Consider the following 20,003-nt stretch of genomic DNA (forward strand, 5'->3'; position numbering starts at 1 on the left):
TAACTGATTAGAGATCGATTTTATAGCCGATTCCATTTACATTGGAAATAATATTCGGGTAGCTTTTTTTACGAATACCGCGAACCAAGGTTCGAAGGGCATCCATACTCATCAAACCATCCTGCCAAACCAACGATTCGATGACATCATAGGGAATAATGAGCTGCTTTTTATTTAAAAGAAGTTCGATGAGCAGATACTCTTTTTTGGACAATTGCGCCGATGATTTATTCGGACGAGTAATGCTTTTGTTGATAGGATCGTAGCTAAATCCGTCATGTAAAAGGGTATACGTAGATGCATGGCAGTTGAGAATTTTTTTAACACTTAGCTGCAGCGCATCGAGAAGATCATGGTTTTTGAGCGGTTTTTGCAAATAGCGGGTGGTATTGAGATTAATGGCATCCATGAGAATATCTTGATTCGTGTGTGTTGTGGTAATGATGACCGGGGTCAAGACATCTTTTTGACGAAGACATCGGATAAAATCGAGTCCGTTTTCATTGCCTAATTGAAGATCGATGACAATCATGTCAACTTTTTGTGTCCGAAATAGCTCACACGCTTTTTTGGTATTATCGGTTTCCAAGACTTTTAATCCGTTCCCTCGGATGAAGTGCGCATGTTGTTCTCGAATATGGGGGTCACTTTCAATATAAAGAAGGGTCAGATTTCTCGTTTTAAACATCGCTATTTACCTTCATTGAACGCCAAAACCGTTTGATTTCTTCCTTGATGTTTAGCTCTGTACATAGCCTGATCCGCTCCCTTTATGGTATCGTCAATGCTTTTTGTCGGAGTATACTGGCAAAGACCGATGCTAAGGGTGATGGGGCGATTGAGTCCGAAATTATTCTCTTGAGTGAGGTTTCGGAGCTTTTCAGCGATAAGATAGGCCGTATTTTCATCGCTCTTATCCAGAACAATAATAAATTCTTCTCCGCCCCATCGGCAAAAGAGGTCACTGGATCGAAGAGATTCACGAATAAGGGTACTAAACTCGATTAAGACCCGATCACCTTCTAGATGGCCGTATTGATCGTTAATCGATTTAAAATGGTCTAAGTCGATGAAGAGAACGGTGAAGGTGGTATTTTCAAAATAAGCTTGTTCTACTTTATTCATAAGAAGATGATGCAGTTTCGCTCGGTTGTAAATACCGGTAAGAGGGTCGATTTCTACCTTGCGGCTTAACTCTTTTTGCTCTGTAATATTGGTATAAATTCCAACGTAGCCTAGGATATCTTTATCATTGAGAAGCGGTTCGATACATATTTTACTCCAATATCCTAACCCGTGTTTGTTCTTATTTTTGATCTCGCCGCACCAAGGACGACCTTGTGCGATGGTCTCCCATAAATGGGTAAATATCTCTCTTGGTGTATCGGGATGGCTGAAAATTTCGTGCGTTAAACCGACTAATTCATCTTTGGCATATCCAGAGATAATTTCGAATCCTTTGCTGACATCGGTGATGATACCGGCAGGATCGGTTATGATCATGATCAAATTACGATCTAATATTTCCGATTTTAGTTCTTCGATATGTGCGGAATAACTGAACAAAACTGCCTCCTTGTGAAGCTTATTGTAACCATTGATTATGAGATATTAATGACGTTATCTCTTTCTTGGAACGAAGGAGAAAAAACCATTTTATATCATTTTTCATTATAAATATTCATTTTGGATAACCATATAGTATCAAAAAAAAATCAAAAAAAAATCTTAGAGAAGAAAAGTATAGATATTTTTGAAAAAAAGCTATAATAATTTATTACTAAAATACAATTTTTCTTTTTGCCTAGGCAATAATTTCACCTAGTTTGGGAGTTCTCTTTTGATACCAATCGATTCTTTACCGATCAATATTGCAATTTACCGGTATGAAAACGGTGATTTTATTTTTGTCAATTTTAATCTTCAAGCAGAAAAAACAGACAACGTTAAACGCGAAGATCTTATCGGCAAAAGTGTGGAAAAGGTTTTTCCGGGGGTTAAAGAGTTTGGTTTGCTTGAGGTACTCGAACGGGTCTATACGACCGGCAATCCCGAACATTTTAAAGCGGGCTATTATTGTGATGATATACGTGAAGGATGGCGTGTTAACGATGTGTCACGTTTGGAGAATGGTTATGTAATGGCTGTTTATAAGGATGTTACGCAAGAAATCCAGCTTTCCCATTCTCTCGAATCTTTGGGAAATTTGATCGATAAAAGTCTGAATGAAATCTATATTATTAATCCCAAAACATTAACGTTCTGCTATGCCAACGGGAGTGCCTTGCATAATATCGGCTATACAATGGAAGAGCTATCACGGATGAGTCCTCCCGATATTAAACCAGAGTACGGTAATGGAGAATTTAAGCAACTTCTTCAACCGCTTCTTGATGAAACCATACCATTGTTGACCATGGAGACCAAACATCGCCGTAAAGACGGGAGCGAATATGATGTGGAAGCGCGTATCCAGAAAATGATCTATCTTGGTAAAGAGCATCTGGTCGTCAATATTATCGATATTACCGATCGAATCAGAGCTCAGCAGGAGATGTTGAAGCTGCACCGTATTATCGAACAAAGTGATGATTTGATTATGATTACCGATTGTGAGGGAATCATCGAATACGTTAACGACGCCTATACCAAGCAAACCGGATGGGAAAAAGAAAAACTTGTAGGCGGTAAACCTTCAGTTTTTAAATCAGGTCATCTTTCTGCTGAGGTTTACAAGAAGATATGGAAAACGATTTTGTCGGGACACACGTATAAGGGGAGTCTTCAAAACCGTAAAAAGGATGGGTCTCTTTACTGGGAAGAAAAAACGATCACCCCGATCCGACTTGCCGGAGAGGCTATCACCCACTTTATTTCGACGGGAAAAGATATTACTGAGGAGATAAAACTAAAAGAGGCACTGGAGGAGAGTGAGCTTCTTTTTAAAACACTGACGGAAAGTGCATTGGCCGGTATTTTTCTCTATCGGGAAACCTTTCTCTATGTCAATGACGCATTTGCAACAATGACCGGATACACATTGGATGAGCTAAGAAAAATAACACCGATGGAACTTGTCGCACCTCAAGAACAAGCGTTTATACAAGAGCGGGTGACAGGCAGATTAAAAGGGGAGTTGCAAGATCAAATCATTTATCAAGATTTGAAAATTGTGACGAGAACCGGGGAAATTCGATGGTTTTATATAGCCATTTCGACGGTCAAGTTTCGGGGAGAGTGGACAGGGCTTGGAACGGCGATTGATATGACGGAACGCAAAATGATGGAGAAGAAGCTTGAGTATGTCGCGCAGACCGATGCTTTGACCGGTTTATACAACCGTCTCCGATTTGATGATATTATCCAGCGTGAAATTACTTTCGGAAAGCGTCAAGATATACCGCTTTCGATTATTTATATGGATATTGATTTTTTCAAGAAGATTAACGATAAATACGGTCATGATATCGGCGATATGATTTTGAAAGAAATCGCCTTTATCATCCGCGATGTTTTACGCGTGAGTGATTATCCCTTCCGTTGGGGTGGTGAGGAGTTTATCATACTGTGCCCCAGTACGACACTCACTGAAATTAAAGTCTTAGCGGAACGGTTGCGTGAGCGAATTGCAGAGAACAATTTTTCCATTCATAAAAAAGTAACGGTAAGTATAGGGCTCACACAGTATCAAGATGGTGAATCGGTCGATGAAATGATTAAAAGGGCCGATCAGGCGCTTTACCAAGCCAAAGAACGCGGTCGCAATAAAGTTGTAGAAAATATACACTCTTTTGTAGGATGAGTATTCATTGCATTGCGCAAAATAAAAAATAACTGTGTTACACTTGGTTGTTGAATGGGTGATTTGAAAGCAGGTAGTTTGGGAATTTAAAAATGGTGACCCCAACGAGATTCGAACTCGTATGGCCAGAATGAAAATCTGGAATCCTAACCATTAGATGATGGGGCCACATAAATGTGGTTGAAAAAGTGGTGTCCCGTGATGGATTCGAACCATCGACCCCTTCATTAAAAGTGAAATGCTCTACCAGCTGAGCTAACGGGACGTAAATAACAATAAACTGTTCCAGCACAATTTATGGACGGGAATTATAGCGGTTGTAACCTTTTTTGTCAATAGTTTTGGGGATATATGGAACAATTTGTCGTTAAAATAGAGATACGTACACTGTGAGAGTCTAAAACGATTATAAAAAATGATATTATTGTGATAAGTTTAACTATTGAGGCGGCCAAATGATAAAATATTTACTGATGGTGGGGATGATGGTTTTGAACCTTTCTGCGCTTTCCATTCAAAATGATGAACAGTTTAAGAGTGCGGTTGCAGGGATGGGGAAAGAGAATAAACTCGTGTTGATGATTTACACCACGGATGATTGCCCCGAATGTGCCTACATGAAGCAAAAAGTATTTCATGATAAAGCGGTTGAGGGATATATGGACCGTCATTTTGTCGTAATCGAGAAAAATGTTCATAAAAACAAACTCCCTGAGGGGTACGATTTTTTCGGGATTCCGACGATGTTTTTTATCGATAAATCGGGGAATAAAAAAGAGACGATTATCGGGAGCAAGCGGGCACGTGAGTTTTTGAGTGAGCTGAAGCGTATCCGAGGGATCAAATGAGAGTACTCTTGTTAGTGAGTGTTTTAGCCGTTGCTTTAAATGCTTATGATGCTGCGCATCTGAAAAAAACAATCGAAGAAAAAGAGTGTATCGGATGCGACCTTCGGGGAGCGAATTTGAGTAAAATGGATTTTAGCGGCGGTGATTTTCACGGGAGTGATCTGAGCAAAGCCGATTTGAGCGGCAGTATGTTCGAGATGGCTGACCTGAACGGGTGCAGTCTGCGCGGTGCGAATACGGAAGGGGCACTCTTTTGGAAAGCCACAATGGAGCGCAGTGATTTACGCGGAATTCACGCCAAAGGGGCTAATTTCAAGGGGGCCCATTTTAACGGAAGCGATTTGAGCCGTGCCGATATACGGGATGCGAAAGTGTGGAAAGCCGATTTTACCGATGCGATTCTTGCTAAAACCGATTTTCGGGGTTCTGAACTGGGGGCATCGAAGTTTATACGCAACGATCTGAGAACAGCCAAAATGAAAAAGACGCTCCTTTGGCAAACCTATTTCAGCGACACGGTGATGAGCAAAACGCAATGCACTCACGCCAAAAAAGAAGAGGCGATGGTCGACGCAAACGTAACGTGCCGTTAATGTTTTTAAGCTATCATTGCCTTAAAATAAAGGATTAGCATGTTTCTAGAATATTTTCTCTCCTTCGCTCTTTTCTTCTTTACCGCAATAGCGGTTTTCGGCATTTTCCTTTTTCTTTACGCGAAAGTTACGCCGTATGATGATTATCAAATGATCTTCGGTGAAAACAACACCGCAGCGGCGCTTGGATTCGGCGGAGCTGTTTTAGGTCTCTCAATCCCCCTTTACAGCGCGTTGGTGCATAGTGTTTCGTACATCGATTTCGTGATGTGGGCCGGTGTTGCCATGGCAATTCAGCTTGTCTTTGCTTTTATACTTACACGCCTTAGCGGCAAGTTTTCCGTTGAAAAGCATATTCACAACGGGGATCTCTCCGTCGGTACTTTTATGGCGTTTATGTCGATCTCTATCGGTTTGATCAATGCCGGTTCCATGAGCTACTAAGCCATGGACAGGATACCCTCTCCCCCCCTCGTTACTCCTAAGCGCATACCATCCCAAGGTTCTTATTGATGTCAAAAAGTGTCAAAACGGCTTTGGCGGCTAATGGAATTATTGCTGTAGCCAAAGGTCTCGCCGCGTTTTTTACCGGCTCAGCCTCGATGATGGCGGAAGCGATACACAGCACTGCCGATTGCGGTAACCAAGCTCTCGTTCTGGTCGGTCAAAAACAGGCGGCACGGGGAAAAACGGAAGCCCATTCGTTCGGGCAGGGAAAAGCCAACTTTTTTTGGTCGTTTGTTGTGGCCGTTGTCCTTTTTTCCCTTGGCGGATTGTTTTCAGTGTATGAGGGGATTCACAAAATCATGGATCCCCAAGAGATTCAACATCCGTGGCTCATCGTAGGCATTATCATCCTCGCCGTGATACTCGAGGGGGGAGCGTTAAAAGTTGCACTCAAAGAGAGCGGTACGAAACTCAAAGATATCTTTAAAACGATCGAAAAAAGCTCCTCTTCTCATATTTTGGTGGTTCTTATCGAAGATTCCGGTGCACTGTTGGGGCTTTTTATTTTAGCCATAGGGCTTCTCCTCTCTTTATATGTGGACCCTATCTTCGATGGGATCGCGGCACTGATGATCGGAATTTTATTGCTATCGCTTTCGACACTGCTGTTCGTTGAACTGAAAAAATTACTCGTCGGTGAAAGTTTGGATCGAGAGACGATTAAACAAATCAAAAACCTGCTCAAAGAAGAATCGAACGTTCTTGTTCATATCAATTCGGTACGGAGTATGTTTATTGGCTCTGAGGAAGTTTTATTGGTGATCTCGATGAACGTTAAAGATGATAAACTTGGGTATGAAATCGAGCAGGATATCAAAGAGCTGAAACATAAAATTCAAAAAATGCTTCCGCAGCATAGGCTTGATATCTACATCGATGTATTTGAGTTTTGATCAGCAACCGATGGGTCGTTAAATAGTTAAGGGGTATCACAATGACGTGGCTAATTGTAAAATATCTACTGACTGCCGGAGTGGTGGTTCTTGTCTCTGAAATGGCAAAACGGAGCGATAGGCTAGGGGGATTGATCGCGGCTTTACCGCTGGTTACTTTTCTGGCGTTGATTTGGCTTTACGTTGAACAGCAGCCTACGGAAAAAATTGCCAACCATGCATGGTACACGTTTTGGTATGTTGTTCCGACCTTGCCGATGTTTTTAGCGTTTCCGATTTTACTGGAAAGAGTCGGTTTTTGGTGGGCCATGAGCGCTTCGGTTGCCATTACCATAGTATGTTTTATCCTCTTTTCACTTCTCGTTCGGCAGTTTGGAATAGAGCTGTGGTGAGTATATTTCAGTGATGTAAATTTTTTTACGACACCATTTGCTTGCTTGACATGAATCTTTTCTCATGATTTTCTCACGTTAAATCCATAGAATGTCATCATAACTATTTTTATTATGAGGCTAACAAATGAATGGAGCCGATCCAATGAGATTAACATGGGCCTACAGCGCTATTTTAATACCGTTTTTGGGATACGCAATAAGTTTTAATGAACTTTCCGAACGTGCTTATTCCGTTTCAGGGGAAATGATCCAAGTTGACGGTCGCATCAATGCCATCCGTTTTGAAAAAGCTTCCCTCATGGCTTCTGATCCTATGAGCATTGCAACATCGGCGCGAAGAATCAAGGGAGATGATCCTAGCAACAGCGGTACGGAATATGGGGTTATGGTGGATTATTCGCTAAAAAATCCATCCTTTCGTTCAGCGCAGGAACATGAATTCGAACTGTTAAAAAAAGGGATGCACTCTGAGATGGCTGCCCAAAAGGGGCAGATTCAAATCGGGTTAAAGCGTGATTGGCTTTTGTACAGATTGGAACAAGAACGCGGTTCGATTTTTATCCAAAAACGGGATTTCTCCCTTAAAGCCTACCAAGCCGGAGAGAAAAAATTCAAAGCCGGACGATTGTCGCAGATGGAACTGTTGCGTCTGGAAAGCGAATACCGTACGACACTTCAAGAAGTCGCGGCGGCTCTCATGGAAGCCGAACATGCGCAACATCGTCTGAGAGAAGCGGCAATGGTGAAGGATGAAGTAATCATCGACGATATGGAGTTCGCATTTATACAATCTGGCGCGTTAGACGATCATCTCAAAGAGACTCCGCTGTTGAAATCACTGGATACGCGGATTGAAGCCTTGGATGCCTCCATCGCAACGCTAAGACATTCAACGGTGGAATCGGTATCTATCGGGGTCGGAATGACGCAAGAACCGACCCAAAACAGTGTCGATTTTCGTCTTTCGATCCCCTTGGCACTGAGCAGCAAAAATGAGAATAAAATCGCGGCACTGATGAGTGAACGCAGCGCTTTGGTGCATATGCGGGAAGTTACCAAGCAAAAGCTTCAACTCAGTGTCAGTGGGTTGGTAGAGCACTTAGTCGAGCGTGAAGAGAGAATCAAAGTATTAGGTGAAAATGAAAAACAGTATGAAACTCTTTTTGCCATGGCACAAAAAGGGTATGAGGGGGGCGTTATGGGGCAGTTTGAATACCTTGCATCCAAAAACGTCTACTATGATGCACGATTGCGCACCCTCGAACTGAAACAAAGCTACATTCAAGAGATGGCTGAAATTGAAGAAAAAATAGGGAGAATTTGGTAATGAAACGAAGTTTACTACTGCTCATGGCGGCAACGGCGGCGATGGCACAGATCACGATCAGTGAAGCACAAATGAAAAAAATGGGGATCACAGCGGGGAAAGTAAGTGTTACCCGCAGTGCAACGGTAGGTCCTCTCATCGCAAAAATTGACTACGATGAAGAGAAATCCAAAAGCTATTTTCTGGATCATGAAGCGTCAGTAGCGGCATTGAACGTACACGCCGGTGATCGGGTACGCCAAGGAGAAATTCTTGGCCGTATCGCTTCCCCTGAACTGTTAGCGGATGGATTTGAACTCAAAGAGGTTCGCAATCGCTATCAAAGCATCCTAAACAATGTCAAAAAAGATGAAGCCCTCTACAAAGACGGGGTTATATCCTATCGTGATTATCAAATCAGCGCTCTCGAAGCGGCCTCATTACGCTCACGTATCTCGACGCTTGAGGCTCAGTTCAGCCTTGCCGGAGTTCGTCCAAATAGGGATGGTTCTTTAGCGGTTATCGCACAAAAAAATGGGATTATAACCACGGCACCATCGGCTGTAGCTGAAAAAATCACCCCGTATCACCCTTATTTTAGGATTTCGGATACCGATGCGATGGTTGCACTGCTGAACCTGTCTCCCAAACAAATTACTTCGATCTCTAAAGGGGATAAAGTGTTCAATAAAACAGGAACTTCGCTGGGTACGATTATTTCTGTCTCTCCATCCGTAAATGGTTCGACGAACTCTGCCACTGCGATTGCCCGTTTACATGATCGCTCCGGCGAGTTACGAGCCGGAACAACCACCGGATTATTTGTGTCGGTATCTAAACCGCTAACCTCTATCCTCATCCCCTCAAACGCTGTTGTAAAACATCAAGGAAAAAGTATTTGTTTTATTCGTACGCCAAAGGGTTTTCAAGCACAAGAGCTTGCTATTGTCGGTCTGAGCAAAGAGGGGGTACTTGTCCGTCAAAGCGGAATTGATCAAAACACGCAAGTAGCGATGAGCGGGCTCATTGTCCTCAAAGGGGCTATGAGCGGATTAGGGTTTGAATGATGTTGAATTCCATCATCGAATTTTCGCTTAAACAGCGTATTATTGTCCTTTTGGCCGCTTTGGCGATCATAGTTTACGGGATTTATTCCTTTATTAAAATCCCTATCGATGCTTTTCCCGATATTTCACCTACGCAGGTAAAAATTATCCTTAAAGCTCCGGGGATGACCCCCGAAGAGGTAGAATCCAGAGTCGTTCGTCCGTTGGAAGCGGAACTGATGGGGATAGAAAATCAAGTCCTCCTCAAAAGTACCTCCAAATACGCTATTGCCGACATAACCATTGATTTTAGCGATGGTACGGATATCTATCGTGCCCGTTCTCAGGTTAACGAAAAGCTTGCTTCGGCGATGGAATCACTGCCCAAAGGGGTAAGCGGAGGGATGGCTCCGATTACAACACCGCTGGGTGAAGTATTTATGTTTACGGTTGAAGGAAATTTGAGTCAGCAGGCCAAACGCGAACTGCTCGATTTCGTCATCCGTCCGGCACTGCGGGGAGCGGTTGGGGTTGCGGATATCAATGCGTTGGGCGGAGAAGTACGGACCATCGCGGTTATCCCCGATGTGAGTGCTATGGGGCGTATGGGAATTACCTTGGCTGATTTAGAAGCGGCACTGGCAGAAAACCTCAAAAATGACGGTGCGGGAAGACTAGACAAAGGGGATGAGGCGTATTTGGTCAAAGTCCAAAGCGGTGTTCAAAACAGCGATGAAATCGCTAATATCACGATCCATTCGCACAACGGCCCGATACGTCTCGGCGACTTTTGTACTCTGAACGATGAGTCGCGTACGCGGCTGGGTTTTGTCACCAAAGATGGTTTGGGAGAAGCGACTGAGGGGCTCGTGATGGCACTGCGCGGAGCCAATGCCAAAGAGACGATCATCGACATTAAACAACGACTTGCCGCATTGGAACCGACCCTTCCAAAAGGGGTGAGTATCGTCCCTTTTTATGATCGGAGCGAATTGACTCAAAAAGCGGTGGATACGGTTTCTACGGCATTGCTTGAAGCGGTCATTCTGGTCATATTGCTATTGCTGCTTTTTTTGGGGGATGTTCGAGCGGCGATAGCGGTAGCCGTTATCTTGCCGTTGTCACTCTCCATAGCCTTTATCATGATGCGTTATTTTGGAATTACAGCCAATCTGATGAGCTTGGGCGGTTTGGCGATAGCGGTCGGGATGCTCGTCGACTCAGCGGTGGTAGTGGTTGAAAATACTTTTGCCAAACTGGGTGAGGCAGATCAAAAGCTCCCAAAACTTCACCTCGTCTATCGTGCTTCCAAAGAGGTAAGTGTTTCGGTATTCAGCGGACTTTTGATTATTGCCGTCGTTTTTTTACCGCTCTTGACACTGGAGGGGCTTGAGGGGAAACTTTTTGCACCCGTGGCGATGACGATCGTGTTTGCCCTCTTGGGTTCATTGATCCTCTCTCTTACCGTCATTCCGGTTGTCGCATCGTTGCTTCTCAAAACGGTTCCACATTCTGAAACTCGATTGGATCGTTTTTTTGCACAGTTGTATGCTCCGACACTCAATTTTGCCTTGACTCGAACCAAGACGCTCTTTATCGGAGCGATACTCTTTTTAGTTCTAAGCTTTTCCCTGTTTGGGTTGGTAGGTAAAACGTTTATGCCGACGTTGGATGAGGGGGATTTGATTTTAATTGTAGAACCGATGCCTTCTATCTCATTGGAAGCGTCCAAAGAGCTTAATTTGGCCATTCAAAAAGAGCTTCTTAACACAATTCCGGAGATCAAGACTATTGTTGCGCGAACGGGGACGGATGAACTGGGATTGGATCCTATGACACTGAATCAAACCGATACGTTTTTGATCCTAAAGCCTAAAGAAGAGTGGAAGGCAAAAAGCAAAGAGGAGATCATGGAAAATATTATGATTGCTCTTAAACCTTTTACGGGGGTAGGGTTTAGCTTTACTCAGCCCATTGATATGCGTATCTCGGAAATGTTGACGGGAACACGCGGTGATTTGGCAGTCAAAATTTTCGGTACCGATATTGATACGCTGAATACGCTCAGCGCAGAGGTGGGAACGATTTTAGAGGAGATTGATGGCTCCAGCGAAGTCGTTGTTACCCTAAACGAGGGGATAAACTATCTCAGTATTACCCCTGATAGGCTGGCGACAGCAAATACGGGAGTAAGCAGCGGCGAATTGCAGCAATTTTTAAAAGCCTCATTGGAAGGGATTATTGTCGATACCGTTCCTCAGGGCAATGCACGCACCCCCGTTATGATCCGTTTGGATAGTGATATCGCGCAGAATTACGAGAAGTTTAGCGCTTTAGAGATCCCTTTGAGTGAAGGGGGAAGCGTTCCATTGGCAAGTGTGGCTACGATAGAGGAGACCGAGGGGCCGGTACAAGTCCTTCGAGAAAATAATGAGCGTCTGAGTGTGGTGCGCTCCAATGTAGAAAACCGGGATTTGGTCGGATTTGTCGAAGAGGCGAAACAAAAAATCAATGAGGGGGTTCAACTCCCGAAGGGATACCATATCGTTTACGGCGGAGAGTTTGAGAATCAGCAACGTTCATCTGCACGTTTGATGGCCGTGGTTCCGGTGAGTATCGGAGTGATATTCCTGATTCTCTTTTTCACCTTCCGATCGGTGAGCACTACCTTACTTATCTTGTTAAATATCCCTTTTGCTGTGACGGGGGGGATTATCTCGCTTTTCTTGAGCGGCGAGTATCTCTCTGTTCCGGCATCGGTCGGATTTATTGCACTTTTCGGGATTGCGGTACTCAACGGGGTTGTGATGGTGAGTTATTTTAATACTCTTCTGGGGAACGGGTTGACGATCGATGATGCGGTTGCTGAGGGGGCGCGCCGACGGCTCCGTCCGGTATTGATGACGGCATTTATCGCGGCACTTGGACTGTTACCGCTGTTATTTGCCTCCGGTGTGGGAAGTGAGATCCAAAAACCATTGGCAATCGTTGTTTTGGGGGGATTGGTGACATCGACCATTTTGACCCTGTTGATTTTACCGCCGGCTTTTAAAATGATCTATAAACGAGGACAAAAATGAGCTTGAACAGACTAGATATGTATTTTGAAATCGCAAATAAAGATACATTGGTTGATTTATTGTTAGAAGAAGGATATGATGATTTTTATTTTTTCCCTTGTAACCGCTACGGTGCCGGAGCCTTTTTGGTCAGCACGGAAGAACAAGTAAGCGCTAGGCGGGATTTTGGATTGTTTCGCCTTTTTTTGCAACAATCTGAAGCGATTGTACTGGCGTTAGCTATCAAAAAAGAATTAAAAGACAAAACGATTAAAATATTCATAGATGAGGTAAAAGAGCTGTAAATGCGTATTTTAATTGCAGATGATGAACCTGAACTGCTTAAACTGCTAAAGCTCTCATTAGGAAATAATGAGTGGATAATCGATACCGTTTCAAACGTTGAAGAGGCCAAACACTATCTTGATGCGTATCATTACCAAGTATTTTTGGTGGATCGAACGTTTCATGGAAAAGATCGTGTTCAAGAACTGATCAACTATGGCAAAAACAAAAATCTTCTGATGGGTATTTTGGTCCTGAGTGCATTGGGAAGTATTGATGAAAAAGTACAGGGGCTTGAGTATGGTGCGGACGATTATCTCGAAAAACCATTTGATATTAAAGAGTTACGTGCTCGTCTTATTGCTCTTGCGCGACGCTTTGCACCTACGTTTCTTCAGCTGCATGGATTTACCATTGATACGACGAAACAAATAATTTATCAAGAAGAGACAAAAATCATCCTCTCCAAAAATGAACACGCCCTTTTCTTTTTTTTGTTGAATCACGGTTCGATCGCTTCACGGGATGAAATCATGGATGCACTTTATGACAATCCCCAAAATATCACCCCCAACGCAATCGATGAATTAGTTGCACGACTCCGTAAAAAGCTTCATCCTTCAATGATCAAAACAATCAAAACACGAGGATATGCTGTTGAAATATAGAAGTCGAGTACCTCTTAAGATTAAAATTGCTTTTATTTTTTCAATACTCATGGCAATTGCCTTTAGTCTCAACTGGATGGTAGCACTCCAAACGATGCGCAGTGAAAAAACCAATGACCTGCAAAAGGTGCTCAAGCATTTGTTAAATGAGAGTAAGAGTGATTATATACCGCAACCGCTCACCCCAAACAGTTGTCTTACTTTTTTATATGCTATTCCCCATAATCAGATGATTTTGAACGATTCAGAGGCATCAAAGCTACGTTTTCTCGTTTCAAGTGATCCCTATGTCGCACGAGAAAATGAGGTCGTTTCCTCAGTGCAACAACTCAATGGTATTTATCTTAATGCTATTAGCGATACACAAAAAATCAAGTTTGCACTTGATAAATATGGGCAAAAACTTCTTATACGCTATGTGCTTTCATTATTGGTGATTTTACTGATCAGTATTATTTTACTTGATTATTATATGAAACCTTTGGCCATTTTAGCGCAAAAAACACATGAGTGGAACAGTAAAAAACCGTTCGATTTTTCGCTCAATAATCCTGGAAAAGAAATTGAAGAGGTCTCCTATGCCTTTAGTGCATTGATAGGGCGTTTGGAAAACTATCGTACTAAAGAGGCTGAATTATTCAAAGAAGCGGCGCATGAGCTCAAAACTCCTTTGGCACTGATGCGCTCCAGACTCGATGTTTATCAAAGCAATAATGACTATAGTAAAGATAAATTTACGGATGATTTAGGTCATGACATCGAGAGACTGACCAGTGAACTTAAAAATGTACTTTTTTTAGAGAGTTCAGATTTTGAAGAGGCAAGCACAATCGATATTATCACAACATTTAAGGCGCTTAAAACTAAAATGGAAATATTGATTCAACGCAAACAATTAACGCTTCAATTGCCGCAGAATTCTTTTTCAGTTAAAGCTCCTGAGAAACTCTTGATTAAAGTTTTGGGCGCTCTGCTCGAAAATGCTATTACTTACGCGCAAGAGAACAGCTCTGTTGAAATTGGGTGCGATCCGATAAGCCGAAATATAGTGATTAGCAATACCATTGGAGCGGAAAAATATTTGTTCAGTTCAAAGATTGGAGAGAAAATGTTAAAACGGCTAAGCCGTGAAGTAGGATTTGATTACACGATTAAAAGCAATGAGCAGTCTTTTCAGATCACTTTAGTCTTTTAAAACAGATAATCGGCGATGATCCGAACGTTTGTCTCATCGTACGCTTTGCTTTGATACAGTGATGTACTGCTGCTGTCGTAATCGATTAGAGCAAAGCGAGTCCGTAGGCGAAACTCTTTGCGCGGCTGATAGGTTGCATCGATGTTGACCTCGTCCGAATCGGGACGGGGATTTTGGGTGAGGGATGCGGGGTTGGATTGGATCGCATCGCTTTGATCGATCCTCATATACTTGGCGGAAATCTCGAACGTCGAATCGGGTCGATAGGTGAGTACACTGCCATACGCTTCCGCCCCTGCGTTTTCACTCTCGCCGTCGATCTGCAAATCGGTGTAGGTGATAAAGGCTCCCCATCCCATCTTCTCATACCGTCCCCCGCTCCCCAGAAGGCTCTGATCGCCGATGAGGGTGTAGAGGGCGCTCAGACTCCATTTCCCCTGTGTTAGCGTCCCTCTTAGCCCCAGAAGGTAGGTATTGACCTCTCCTGCGGCATTGGCTCCTACGCTGTGCTCATTTAGATATTGCAGTGCACCGGAGAGGGTTGTCCCCTCGGAGGATTTCCACATCTCATTATTGATGATTTGAACATAGGGGGCGTTCATCACATCGCGTACATAGGTATCGTAGAGTTCGATTTTCCATGGTGATGCAGGAGAATAGATCGCTCCGAGAACGGCGATGTCACGGTCGATCCCGAGTGAGTAGGTGGGTGAGACGAAGGTGTCGGAGGCTTTGTATTTCCATCCGGTGATGTAAGCGGCTTTTAGAGTGGTATGGCTCAGAGATCGGCTCTCGATACTGAGTGCTTCAAAACTGTTTGGGAGCATTCGGTTGTAGTAATCGTTTGCAAGCGGCAGATCAAGGCGCTGTCGTCCGTAACGGATGAGGGTATCATGAGCGCTGTATTGGAGGTATGCTTCGCCGAGGGTATTGATGGAACTGCCATCAGGGTTGAGGTTATGGGTTTGTCCCGATTCGGGCATTTCGGTTAGTGAGGTAACTCCGTTGCTCGAAAAGAACGACACCCCTCCGCTGAATCCCTCATAGGGTGCTGTTTTATAGCTTAAAATCCCTCCGAGGGTGAGGGCGGTTCGATCGATCCGAAGTTCGCGGTCTCCGTCGTACCAAAAGGCTCTAAGCTGGCCGCTCACCTTCCCTTCTTTAAAGATATCCTCCAGCTCTTGCGCGGAGGATGAGAGACTAAGGAGGAGGGATAGGAGGAGTGAGCGTTTGAGCATCGATTATTTACCTTGTTTTACGTCTTTGAGTTTTTGTAAGAATCCCTCTGCGGTGGCACCGCCGACCATCATCCGTCCGATCTGTTTGCCGTTGGAGTCCAGAAAATAATAGGTCGGGGTACCGATGACTTGATAGCCGTATTTGTCAGGATACACCTCGACATCGATCTCCACGGGAATAAAAAAGTTTTTGACATATTCGGCAACGTCGTCGTTTTCATAGACACTTTTTTTCATAATGTTGCACATTTTGCACGTTTTTTTTGAGAACATCAGCATTAGTATTTTATGCTCTTTTTTAGCCTGTTCCAACCCCTTCTCATACGAAGGTGCCCAATCGAGTTCGGCGAAGAGTGAACTGCTGATAAGTAAGAGGGCCAAGAGGATTTTTTTCATTTTGTCTCCAAAGTTTTAAGGTGGGATAAAAAGTCTTCGGCATTTTTGAATCCGATGAGATCACCGCCTTGGATCACTGTCCCGCTCTCATCGAAAAAGATCATGGCCGGAGGGCCGAATAATCCGAACCGTTTGGTCAGCGCTTTTTCGGCTTCACTGTCTGCCGTTACATCGGCACGCACTAAAACATAATCATTCAGTGATTGTATCACAGCGGGGTCTTTAAACGTAATTGCATCGAGTTCTTTGCACGAACTGCACCAGTCGGCGTAGAAATCGAGCATCACTTTCTTCCCTTTGCTCTCAGCCAATATCGCATCGAGCTCTTCGGCAGAGTGGATCGTTTTAAACGCTAAAGCGGAAGCTGTTTTTTCGTTCAAAGCGCTTGGGGCTTCTGCTGAAATCGGAGCGAGGGGATTTGTCTCTCCTTTGAGTGCGCCGTAAAAGAGGATCAGCCCGTAGGTGAGCATCATAATCGCCACCCCTTTGAGAAACGGTTTTATCCCTTTATGATGCCCTTGGAGTGATTCGAGCGCTCCCAGATAGATGGAGACGATGATGAGCAATGCCGCCCAAAGGAACATGGAAACCGTTGGAGGGAGGATACGCCCCAGCATCCAGATGGCGATAGCGAGCATCACGACACCGAAGATATGGGATACCGTATCCATCCATCCTCCCGGTCGAGGCATGTATTTGCCCGCGCCCGTTCCGATCAACAGCAATGGTAATCCCATTCCGATACTGAGGACGAAGAGTGCCGCACCGCCGAGGAGCGCATTGCCGCTTTGACCGATGTAGACGAGGGCACCCGCAAGCGGAGGGGCAACGCAGGGTCCTACGATCAATGCCGATAAAAAGCCCATGATGGCGACTCCGATGTAGCCGCCTTTGGAGCTGGCCTTTTCGGAAGATTTGGTGAGCTTGGTCTGCCATGAGGTAGGAAGGCCGATTTTAAAGTATCCGAACATGGAGACGGCAAGGCCTACGAAAAGGAGGGCAAACGTTGAAATAACCCACGGATTTTGCATCGCGATTTGGATATTCCCGCCGAAAAGTCCCGCTAATACTCCGGCAATCGTATAGGCAACTGACATAGAGAGGACGTACACCAGTGAAAGGGTGAACCCCCGTCTGGCATTCATGTTTTTGCCTTGTGCGACAATGATCGAGGAGAGGATCGGAATCATCGGAAAAATACATGGGGTCAGAGAGAGGAGCAGGCCGAACGTAAAAAAGGTCAGCAGGATGAGCGGTACGTTCCCCTCGATAAACGTTTGGGTGATTTGGTCGGTTTCAGAGACGGTGATCGGGCTTTTTTTAGGTGCAGCGGGAGTGGCTTCTTTGAGAACCAGTGCCGAGGTTTCTATGTCGAAATTGAATGTCGTCTCCATCGGCTCGTAGCACAATCCCTGTTCCGAACACCCTTGATAGCTCAGCACGAGCGATATCGGAACGATCTCATCCAGTTCTCTCGTCTTCGCCAATGCGATATCGATAGAGGGAGAGGTCAGATAGACTTTTTCGCCGTCATGATCGACTCCTTCGGGGAGAACGAGGCGGTCGATGATGATACCGCTGTTTTTCTCGACGATTTTTGCGCTTACTTTGGATTGGTAGAGATAGATATCGTGACCCAACTCTATCGTGGCGTTGATCGTACATCTTTTTTTCAGATGGGCAGTTGCCTGAAACGCCTCTTCGGGCATGAGGAATTTGGGTTCAGCAAACACAAAACTGTTGAAAATCAACAAAAACATAATGATATATTTCATCTATAGTATCCCTTTTGCATAGTTCAGTCCGTTTAAAATGTTAATACTTTATCGCTTTGGATAACCCAATCGGCAAGTATCTGCATTGTCGAGGAAACGCTCTCATCGAAATAGGGCTGATTTTTAAAAAGTCCGCATCGGGCGTTGCACGTTCCGCAGGCTTGGAGGGAAATCCCCTCTTCATAGAGCTTTTTGAGCATATCGACCAAATCGTGATCGTAGCTTTCGGGTTTTTTAATGATGTCGCGAGCGAGATCGACCGCATCGTTCATCAAAAAAATATTGACCGCTTCACCGTTTTTATGAAGCGTTTTTGCCAGACGCAGAGCATTCCACGTCACATCGGAACCGTCATAGGGTTGGTGATTGAGGATAATTGTTGTCATAATCGTCTCCTTATTGCTCTTTGGTGAGGAGAGTAACTCCTAAGCCTGTCTCAATCGGATAACCTTCTTCCGCCCACCCTTTAAGACCCCCTTTGAGGTTGGTCGCATTGACGTATCCCAGTTTTTTTAGGGTTTGAGCGGCTAACGCTCCACGGCTTCCGCCACGGCAATAGGTGACGATCAGCGCATTTTTGTCTTTGATTTTATTGAGCACTTCAAATTCGAGATTTCCGCGTGTGATCGCCATCGTGCTGGGTGCGTAAATTTCACCCTCTGCACGCTGATTTTCCTCGCGAACATCCATAACGATAACTTTCTTTTCAGCATCCAACAGCTCTTTGAGTTGTTTCGGTGCCATTTCACCCGCTTCAGCTTTCGCCGCGCTAATCAGTTTTTCGGACTCTGCTTGACCTGCCATCAACGATGAACTTGTTATCAACGCTGCTATCAATAGAATTTCTTTTAACTTCATTTGGATACCCCGATATTATTATGTTATTAGCTAAATAGCTAAGTTCCGATATCATAGTACAATTATAACTCTATGTCAAGGCTCAATGAATCGGGATATAAGCAAAATGTTCGTTTTGTTTGTCGATCAGCCCGATAGTGGAGTTTGGGGTCATTTTGACGAAATCATACACATTGCTTTGATCGATTTTGAGTGTTCTCATCGTTGCTTCACACATTAAAAATTCTACCTCATAGGTATTTGCCATTGTTGCAATCCTCTTGCTGAGATCTTCATGTGCTTTTGCAAGGGAAGCGTCGTTTTTATACGGGGAGTTTTTTAAATCTTTGATGAAAAATTTGTAGGCATCGCCATGGATAACAACGGCGACATCGAGCTTTTCGAGTTTCCCCTCATAATGAGCTTTATGATAGGCGATCCCTTGCAATACTTTTTTTTCAAACGTTGTGATATCTCCGGTTTTCAAATCGAAAACAACTTGTTTAACCCCTTCTTCGGCGAATAGCATTCCGCAAAGGGCGAGTGTGAGTAACCATTTTTTCATAGTAATCCTTTGAATGATAAAAATTTTAGATAGTGCATTTTAATGAATAAGTGTAAAAATAATGTAAATACCTAATTAGCTAAATACTAAATTCAGTAATTTTATTTAGCTAATTTCCTAATAGACTCTTACGTGCTATAATTTTTCATTCACAATACAATCAGTATGTGCCAAAAGGGTGTCAATGTTAGATATGGAACAAAAACTCAAAATCTTTAAAGCGCTCAGTAATGAGACCCGCTTTTTGATTTTTAAAAATGTCTTTACGGGTGGATATGCTTGTTCGTTGGACAAAAAACAGCCCGGTGTTGAGGTCAACCCCATCGCTACGTGTGTCAGTACCATCGCGGAACATTTTAGTTTTTCTCTTCCGACCATTTCGGCTCACATCAAAGAGCTGAAAGAGGCAAAGATCATCACGGTTGAGAAAAAAGGGAATAAAGTCTATATCGAGCCGAACATCGAAACGATCCGAGAAATGGCAGGGTGTTTTCAAACCTTGGTCACGAATTTTGACAATAACCGAGAACTTTTTTTCGGTGATACTCTCACGGTGAAATGAGAGAAATGCATTGCAGGACAATGAGTTCGTTAA

21 protein-coding genes and 2 tRNA genes are annotated in these 20,003 nt (G+C 43.9%); 13 read left to right on the forward strand and 10 right to left on the reverse strand.

Annotated features, from left to right (window positions below; all coding sequences use genetic code 11):
- Window positions 1-7: 7 nt before the first annotated feature.
- Together B649_RS12030 and B649_RS01995 are read right to left on the reverse strand one after the other, a co-directional pair.
- Window positions 8-688: a response regulator gene (locus B649_RS12030; protein ID WP_015652827.1), complete on the reverse strand. Its 681-nt coding sequence runs from the start codon at window positions 686-688 to the stop codon at window positions 8-10.
- Between the two features lie 2 nt (window positions 689-690).
- A complete protein-coding gene (locus B649_RS01995; RefSeq protein WP_015652828.1) occupies window positions 691-1,566 on the reverse strand; it encodes a sensor domain-containing diguanylate cyclase in 876 nt (291 codons plus the stop codon).
- Between the two features lie 274 nt (window positions 1,567-1,840).
- Here B649_RS01995 and B649_RS02000 point away from each other — a divergent pair, with 274 nt between their 5' ends.
- A complete protein-coding gene (locus tag B649_RS02000) occupies window positions 1,841-3,802 on the forward strand; it encodes a PAS domain S-box protein (RefSeq protein WP_015652829.1) in 1,962 nt (653 codons plus the stop codon).
- Window positions 3,803-3,895: 93 nt separating this feature from the next.
- Here the strand turns inward: B649_RS02000 and B649_RS02005 are convergent.
- Both B649_RS02005 and B649_RS02010 read right to left on the reverse strand, forming a co-directional pair.
- Window positions 3,896-3,970 (reverse strand) — tRNA-Glu (locus B649_RS02005).
- Between the two features lie 21 nt (window positions 3,971-3,991).
- Window positions 3,992-4,067, reverse strand: a tRNA-Lys gene (locus B649_RS02010).
- A gap of 190 nt (window positions 4,068-4,257) precedes the next feature.
- On the opposite strand from B649_RS02010, the gene B649_RS02015 reads away from it, so the two are divergent.
- The 11 genes from B649_RS02015 to B649_RS02070 all read left to right on the forward strand — a co-directional run bounded on the left by B649_RS02015 (window position 4,258) and on the right by B649_RS02070 (window position 14,597).
- A complete protein-coding gene (locus tag B649_RS02015; RefSeq protein WP_015652830.1) occupies window positions 4,258-4,650 on the forward strand; it encodes a thioredoxin family protein in 393 nt (130 codons plus the stop codon).
- Window positions 4,647-5,243, forward strand: coding sequence for a pentapeptide repeat-containing protein (locus B649_RS12035; RefSeq protein ID WP_015652831.1), 597 nt, complete (start codon window positions 4,647-4,649; stop codon window positions 5,241-5,243). The genes B649_RS02015 and B649_RS12035 overlap by 4 nt, the downstream gene beginning before the upstream one ends.
- A gap of 39 nt (window positions 5,244-5,282) precedes the next feature.
- On the forward strand, window positions 5,283-5,687 hold the full coding sequence (locus B649_RS02030; RefSeq protein WP_015652832.1) for a DUF350 domain-containing protein: 405 nt from the start codon (window positions 5,283-5,285) through the stop codon (window positions 5,685-5,687).
- 68 nt (window positions 5,688-5,755) lie between these two features.
- The gene (locus B649_RS02035) at window positions 5,756-6,643 is read left to right on the forward strand and encodes a cation diffusion facilitator family transporter (protein ID WP_015652833.1); all 888 of its coding nucleotides are present in this window, start codon (window positions 5,756-5,758) and stop codon (window positions 6,641-6,643) included.
- Window positions 6,644-6,684: 41 nt separating this feature from the next.
- Window positions 6,685-7,035 carry a DUF3147 family protein gene (locus tag B649_RS02040; RefSeq protein WP_015652834.1) on the forward strand — a complete coding sequence of 117 codons (351 nt, stop codon included), beginning with the start codon at window positions 6,685-6,687 and terminating at the stop codon, window positions 7,033-7,035.
- A 145-nt stretch (window positions 7,036-7,180) separates the two neighbouring features.
- Window positions 7,181-8,365 (forward strand): TolC family protein, encoded by a 1,185-nt coding sequence (locus tag B649_RS02045; RefSeq protein WP_291750919.1) that lies wholly within the window; start codon window positions 7,181-7,183, stop codon window positions 8,363-8,365.
- Window positions 8,365-9,411 (forward strand): efflux RND transporter periplasmic adaptor subunit, encoded by a 1,047-nt coding sequence (locus B649_RS02050; RefSeq protein ID WP_015652836.1) that lies wholly within the window; start codon window positions 8,365-8,367, stop codon window positions 9,409-9,411. The genes B649_RS02045 and B649_RS02050 overlap by 1 nt, the downstream gene beginning before the upstream one ends.
- Entirely contained in the window at window positions 9,411-12,470 is a 3,060-nt protein-coding gene (locus B649_RS02055) for an efflux RND transporter permease subunit (protein ID WP_015652837.1), read from the forward strand. Before B649_RS02050 ends, B649_RS02055 begins: the two co-directional genes overlap by 1 nt.
- Before the next feature lie 17 nt (window positions 12,471-12,487).
- Entirely contained in the window at window positions 12,488-12,754 is a 267-nt protein-coding gene (locus B649_RS02060) for a DUF3240 family protein (protein WP_291750920.1), read from the forward strand.
- Entirely contained in the window at window positions 12,755-13,402 is a 648-nt protein-coding gene (locus B649_RS02065; RefSeq protein WP_015652839.1) for a response regulator transcription factor, read from the forward strand. It begins immediately after the preceding gene.
- Window positions 13,392-14,597, forward strand: a complete 1,206-nt coding sequence (locus B649_RS02070) for a HAMP domain-containing sensor histidine kinase (RefSeq protein ID WP_015652840.1) — start codon at window positions 13,392-13,394, stop codon at window positions 14,595-14,597. Before B649_RS02065 ends, B649_RS02070 begins: the two co-directional genes overlap by 11 nt.
- On the opposite strand, the gene B649_RS02075 is transcribed toward B649_RS02070, so the two are convergent.
- The 6 genes from B649_RS02075 to B649_RS02100 form a co-directional block, all read right to left on the reverse strand.
- Window positions 14,594-15,835 (reverse strand): OprD family outer membrane porin, encoded by a 1,242-nt coding sequence (locus B649_RS02075; protein WP_015652841.1) that lies wholly within the window; start codon window positions 15,833-15,835, stop codon window positions 14,594-14,596. The two genes, B649_RS02070 and B649_RS02075, sit on opposite strands and share 4 nt — an antisense overlap.
- A gap of 3 nt (window positions 15,836-15,838) precedes the next feature.
- Window positions 15,839-16,231 carry a DUF255 domain-containing protein gene (locus B649_RS02080; protein WP_015652842.1) on the reverse strand — a complete coding sequence of 131 codons (393 nt, stop codon included), beginning with the start codon at window positions 16,229-16,231 and terminating at the stop codon, window positions 15,839-15,841.
- Window positions 16,228-18,006: a protein-disulfide reductase DsbD gene (dsbD, locus tag B649_RS02085; protein ID WP_015652843.1), complete on the reverse strand. Its 1,779-nt coding sequence runs from the start codon at window positions 18,004-18,006 to the stop codon at window positions 16,228-16,230. Before dsbD ends, B649_RS02080 begins: the two co-directional genes overlap by 4 nt.
- 32 nt (window positions 18,007-18,038) lie before the next feature.
- Entirely contained in the window at window positions 18,039-18,392 is a 354-nt protein-coding gene (locus B649_RS02090; protein ID WP_015652844.1) for a DsrE family protein, read from the reverse strand.
- A gap of 10 nt (window positions 18,393-18,402) precedes the next feature.
- Window positions 18,403-18,864, reverse strand: a complete 462-nt coding sequence (locus B649_RS02095; protein ID WP_015652845.1) for a rhodanese-like domain-containing protein — start codon at window positions 18,862-18,864, stop codon at window positions 18,403-18,405.
- A gap of 82 nt (window positions 18,865-18,946) precedes the next feature.
- Window positions 18,947-19,408: a DsrE family protein gene (locus B649_RS02100; RefSeq protein WP_015652846.1), complete on the reverse strand. Its 462-nt coding sequence runs from the start codon at window positions 19,406-19,408 to the stop codon at window positions 18,947-18,949.
- A 184-nt stretch (window positions 19,409-19,592) separates the two neighbouring features.
- Between B649_RS02100 and B649_RS02105 the strand changes: the two genes are divergently transcribed.
- The gene (locus tag B649_RS02105; protein ID WP_015652847.1) at window positions 19,593-19,970 is read left to right on the forward strand and encodes a helix-turn-helix transcriptional regulator; all 378 of its coding nucleotides are present in this window, start codon (window positions 19,593-19,595) and stop codon (window positions 19,968-19,970) included.
- Window positions 19,971-20,003 lie beyond the last annotated feature (33 nt).

Source organism: Candidatus Sulfuricurvum sp. RIFRC-1 (genome assembly GCF_000310245.1).
Lineage (GTDB): Bacteria > Campylobacterota > Campylobacteria > Campylobacterales > Sulfurimonadaceae > Sulfuricurvum.

Excerpts from the sequence above, each read along its gene's own strand:
- B649_RS02105 (WP_015652847.1), top strand. The coding sequence starts at position 19,593 with ATGTTAGATATGGAACAAAAACTCAAAATCTTTAAAGCGCTCAGTAAT.
- B649_RS02015 (WP_015652830.1), top strand. The coding sequence starts at position 4,258 with ATGATAAAATATTTACTGATGGTGGGGATGATGGTTTTGAACCTTTCT.
- B649_RS12030 (WP_015652827.1), bottom strand. The coding sequence starts at position 688 with ATGTTTAAAACGAGAAATCTGACCCTTCTTTATATTGAAAGTGACCCC.
- B649_RS02055 (WP_015652837.1), top strand. The coding sequence starts at position 9,411 with ATGTTGAATTCCATCATCGAATTTTCGCTTAAACAGCGTATTATTGTC.
- B649_RS02100 (WP_015652846.1), bottom strand. The coding sequence starts at position 19,408 with ATGAAAAAATGGTTACTCACACTCGCCCTTTGCGGAATGCTATTCGCC.
- B649_RS02035 (WP_015652833.1), top strand. The coding sequence starts at position 5,756 with ATGTCAAAAAGTGTCAAAACGGCTTTGGCGGCTAATGGAATTATTGCT.
- dsbD (WP_015652843.1), bottom strand. The coding sequence starts at position 18,006 with ATGAAATATATCATTATGTTTTTGTTGATTTTCAACAGTTTTGTGTTT.
- B649_RS02080 (WP_015652842.1), bottom strand. The coding sequence starts at position 16,231 with ATGAAAAAAATCCTCTTGGCCCTCTTACTTATCAGCAGTTCACTCTTC.
- B649_RS12035 (WP_015652831.1), top strand. The coding sequence starts at position 4,647 with ATGAGAGTACTCTTGTTAGTGAGTGTTTTAGCCGTTGCTTTAAATGCT.
- B649_RS02050 (WP_015652836.1), top strand. The coding sequence starts at position 8,365 with ATGAAACGAAGTTTACTACTGCTCATGGCGGCAACGGCGGCGATGGCA.
- B649_RS02065 (WP_015652839.1), top strand. The coding sequence starts at position 12,755 with ATGCGTATTTTAATTGCAGATGATGAACCTGAACTGCTTAAACTGCTA.
- B649_RS02040 (WP_015652834.1), top strand. The coding sequence starts at position 6,685 with ATGACGTGGCTAATTGTAAAATATCTACTGACTGCCGGAGTGGTGGTT.
- B649_RS02095 (WP_015652845.1), bottom strand. The coding sequence starts at position 18,864 with ATGAAGTTAAAAGAAATTCTATTGATAGCAGCGTTGATAACAAGTTCA.
- B649_RS02075 (WP_015652841.1), bottom strand. The coding sequence starts at position 15,835 with ATGCTCAAACGCTCACTCCTCCTATCCCTCCTCCTTAGTCTCTCATCC.
- B649_RS02030 (WP_015652832.1), top strand. The coding sequence starts at position 5,283 with ATGTTTCTAGAATATTTTCTCTCCTTCGCTCTTTTCTTCTTTACCGCA.
- B649_RS02060 (WP_291750920.1), top strand. The coding sequence starts at position 12,488 with ATGTATTTTGAAATCGCAAATAAAGATACATTGGTTGATTTATTGTTA.
- B649_RS02045 (WP_291750919.1), top strand. The coding sequence starts at position 7,181 with ATGAGATTAACATGGGCCTACAGCGCTATTTTAATACCGTTTTTGGGA.
- B649_RS02090 (WP_015652844.1), bottom strand. The coding sequence starts at position 18,392 with ATGACAACAATTATCCTCAATCACCAACCCTATGACGGTTCCGATGTG.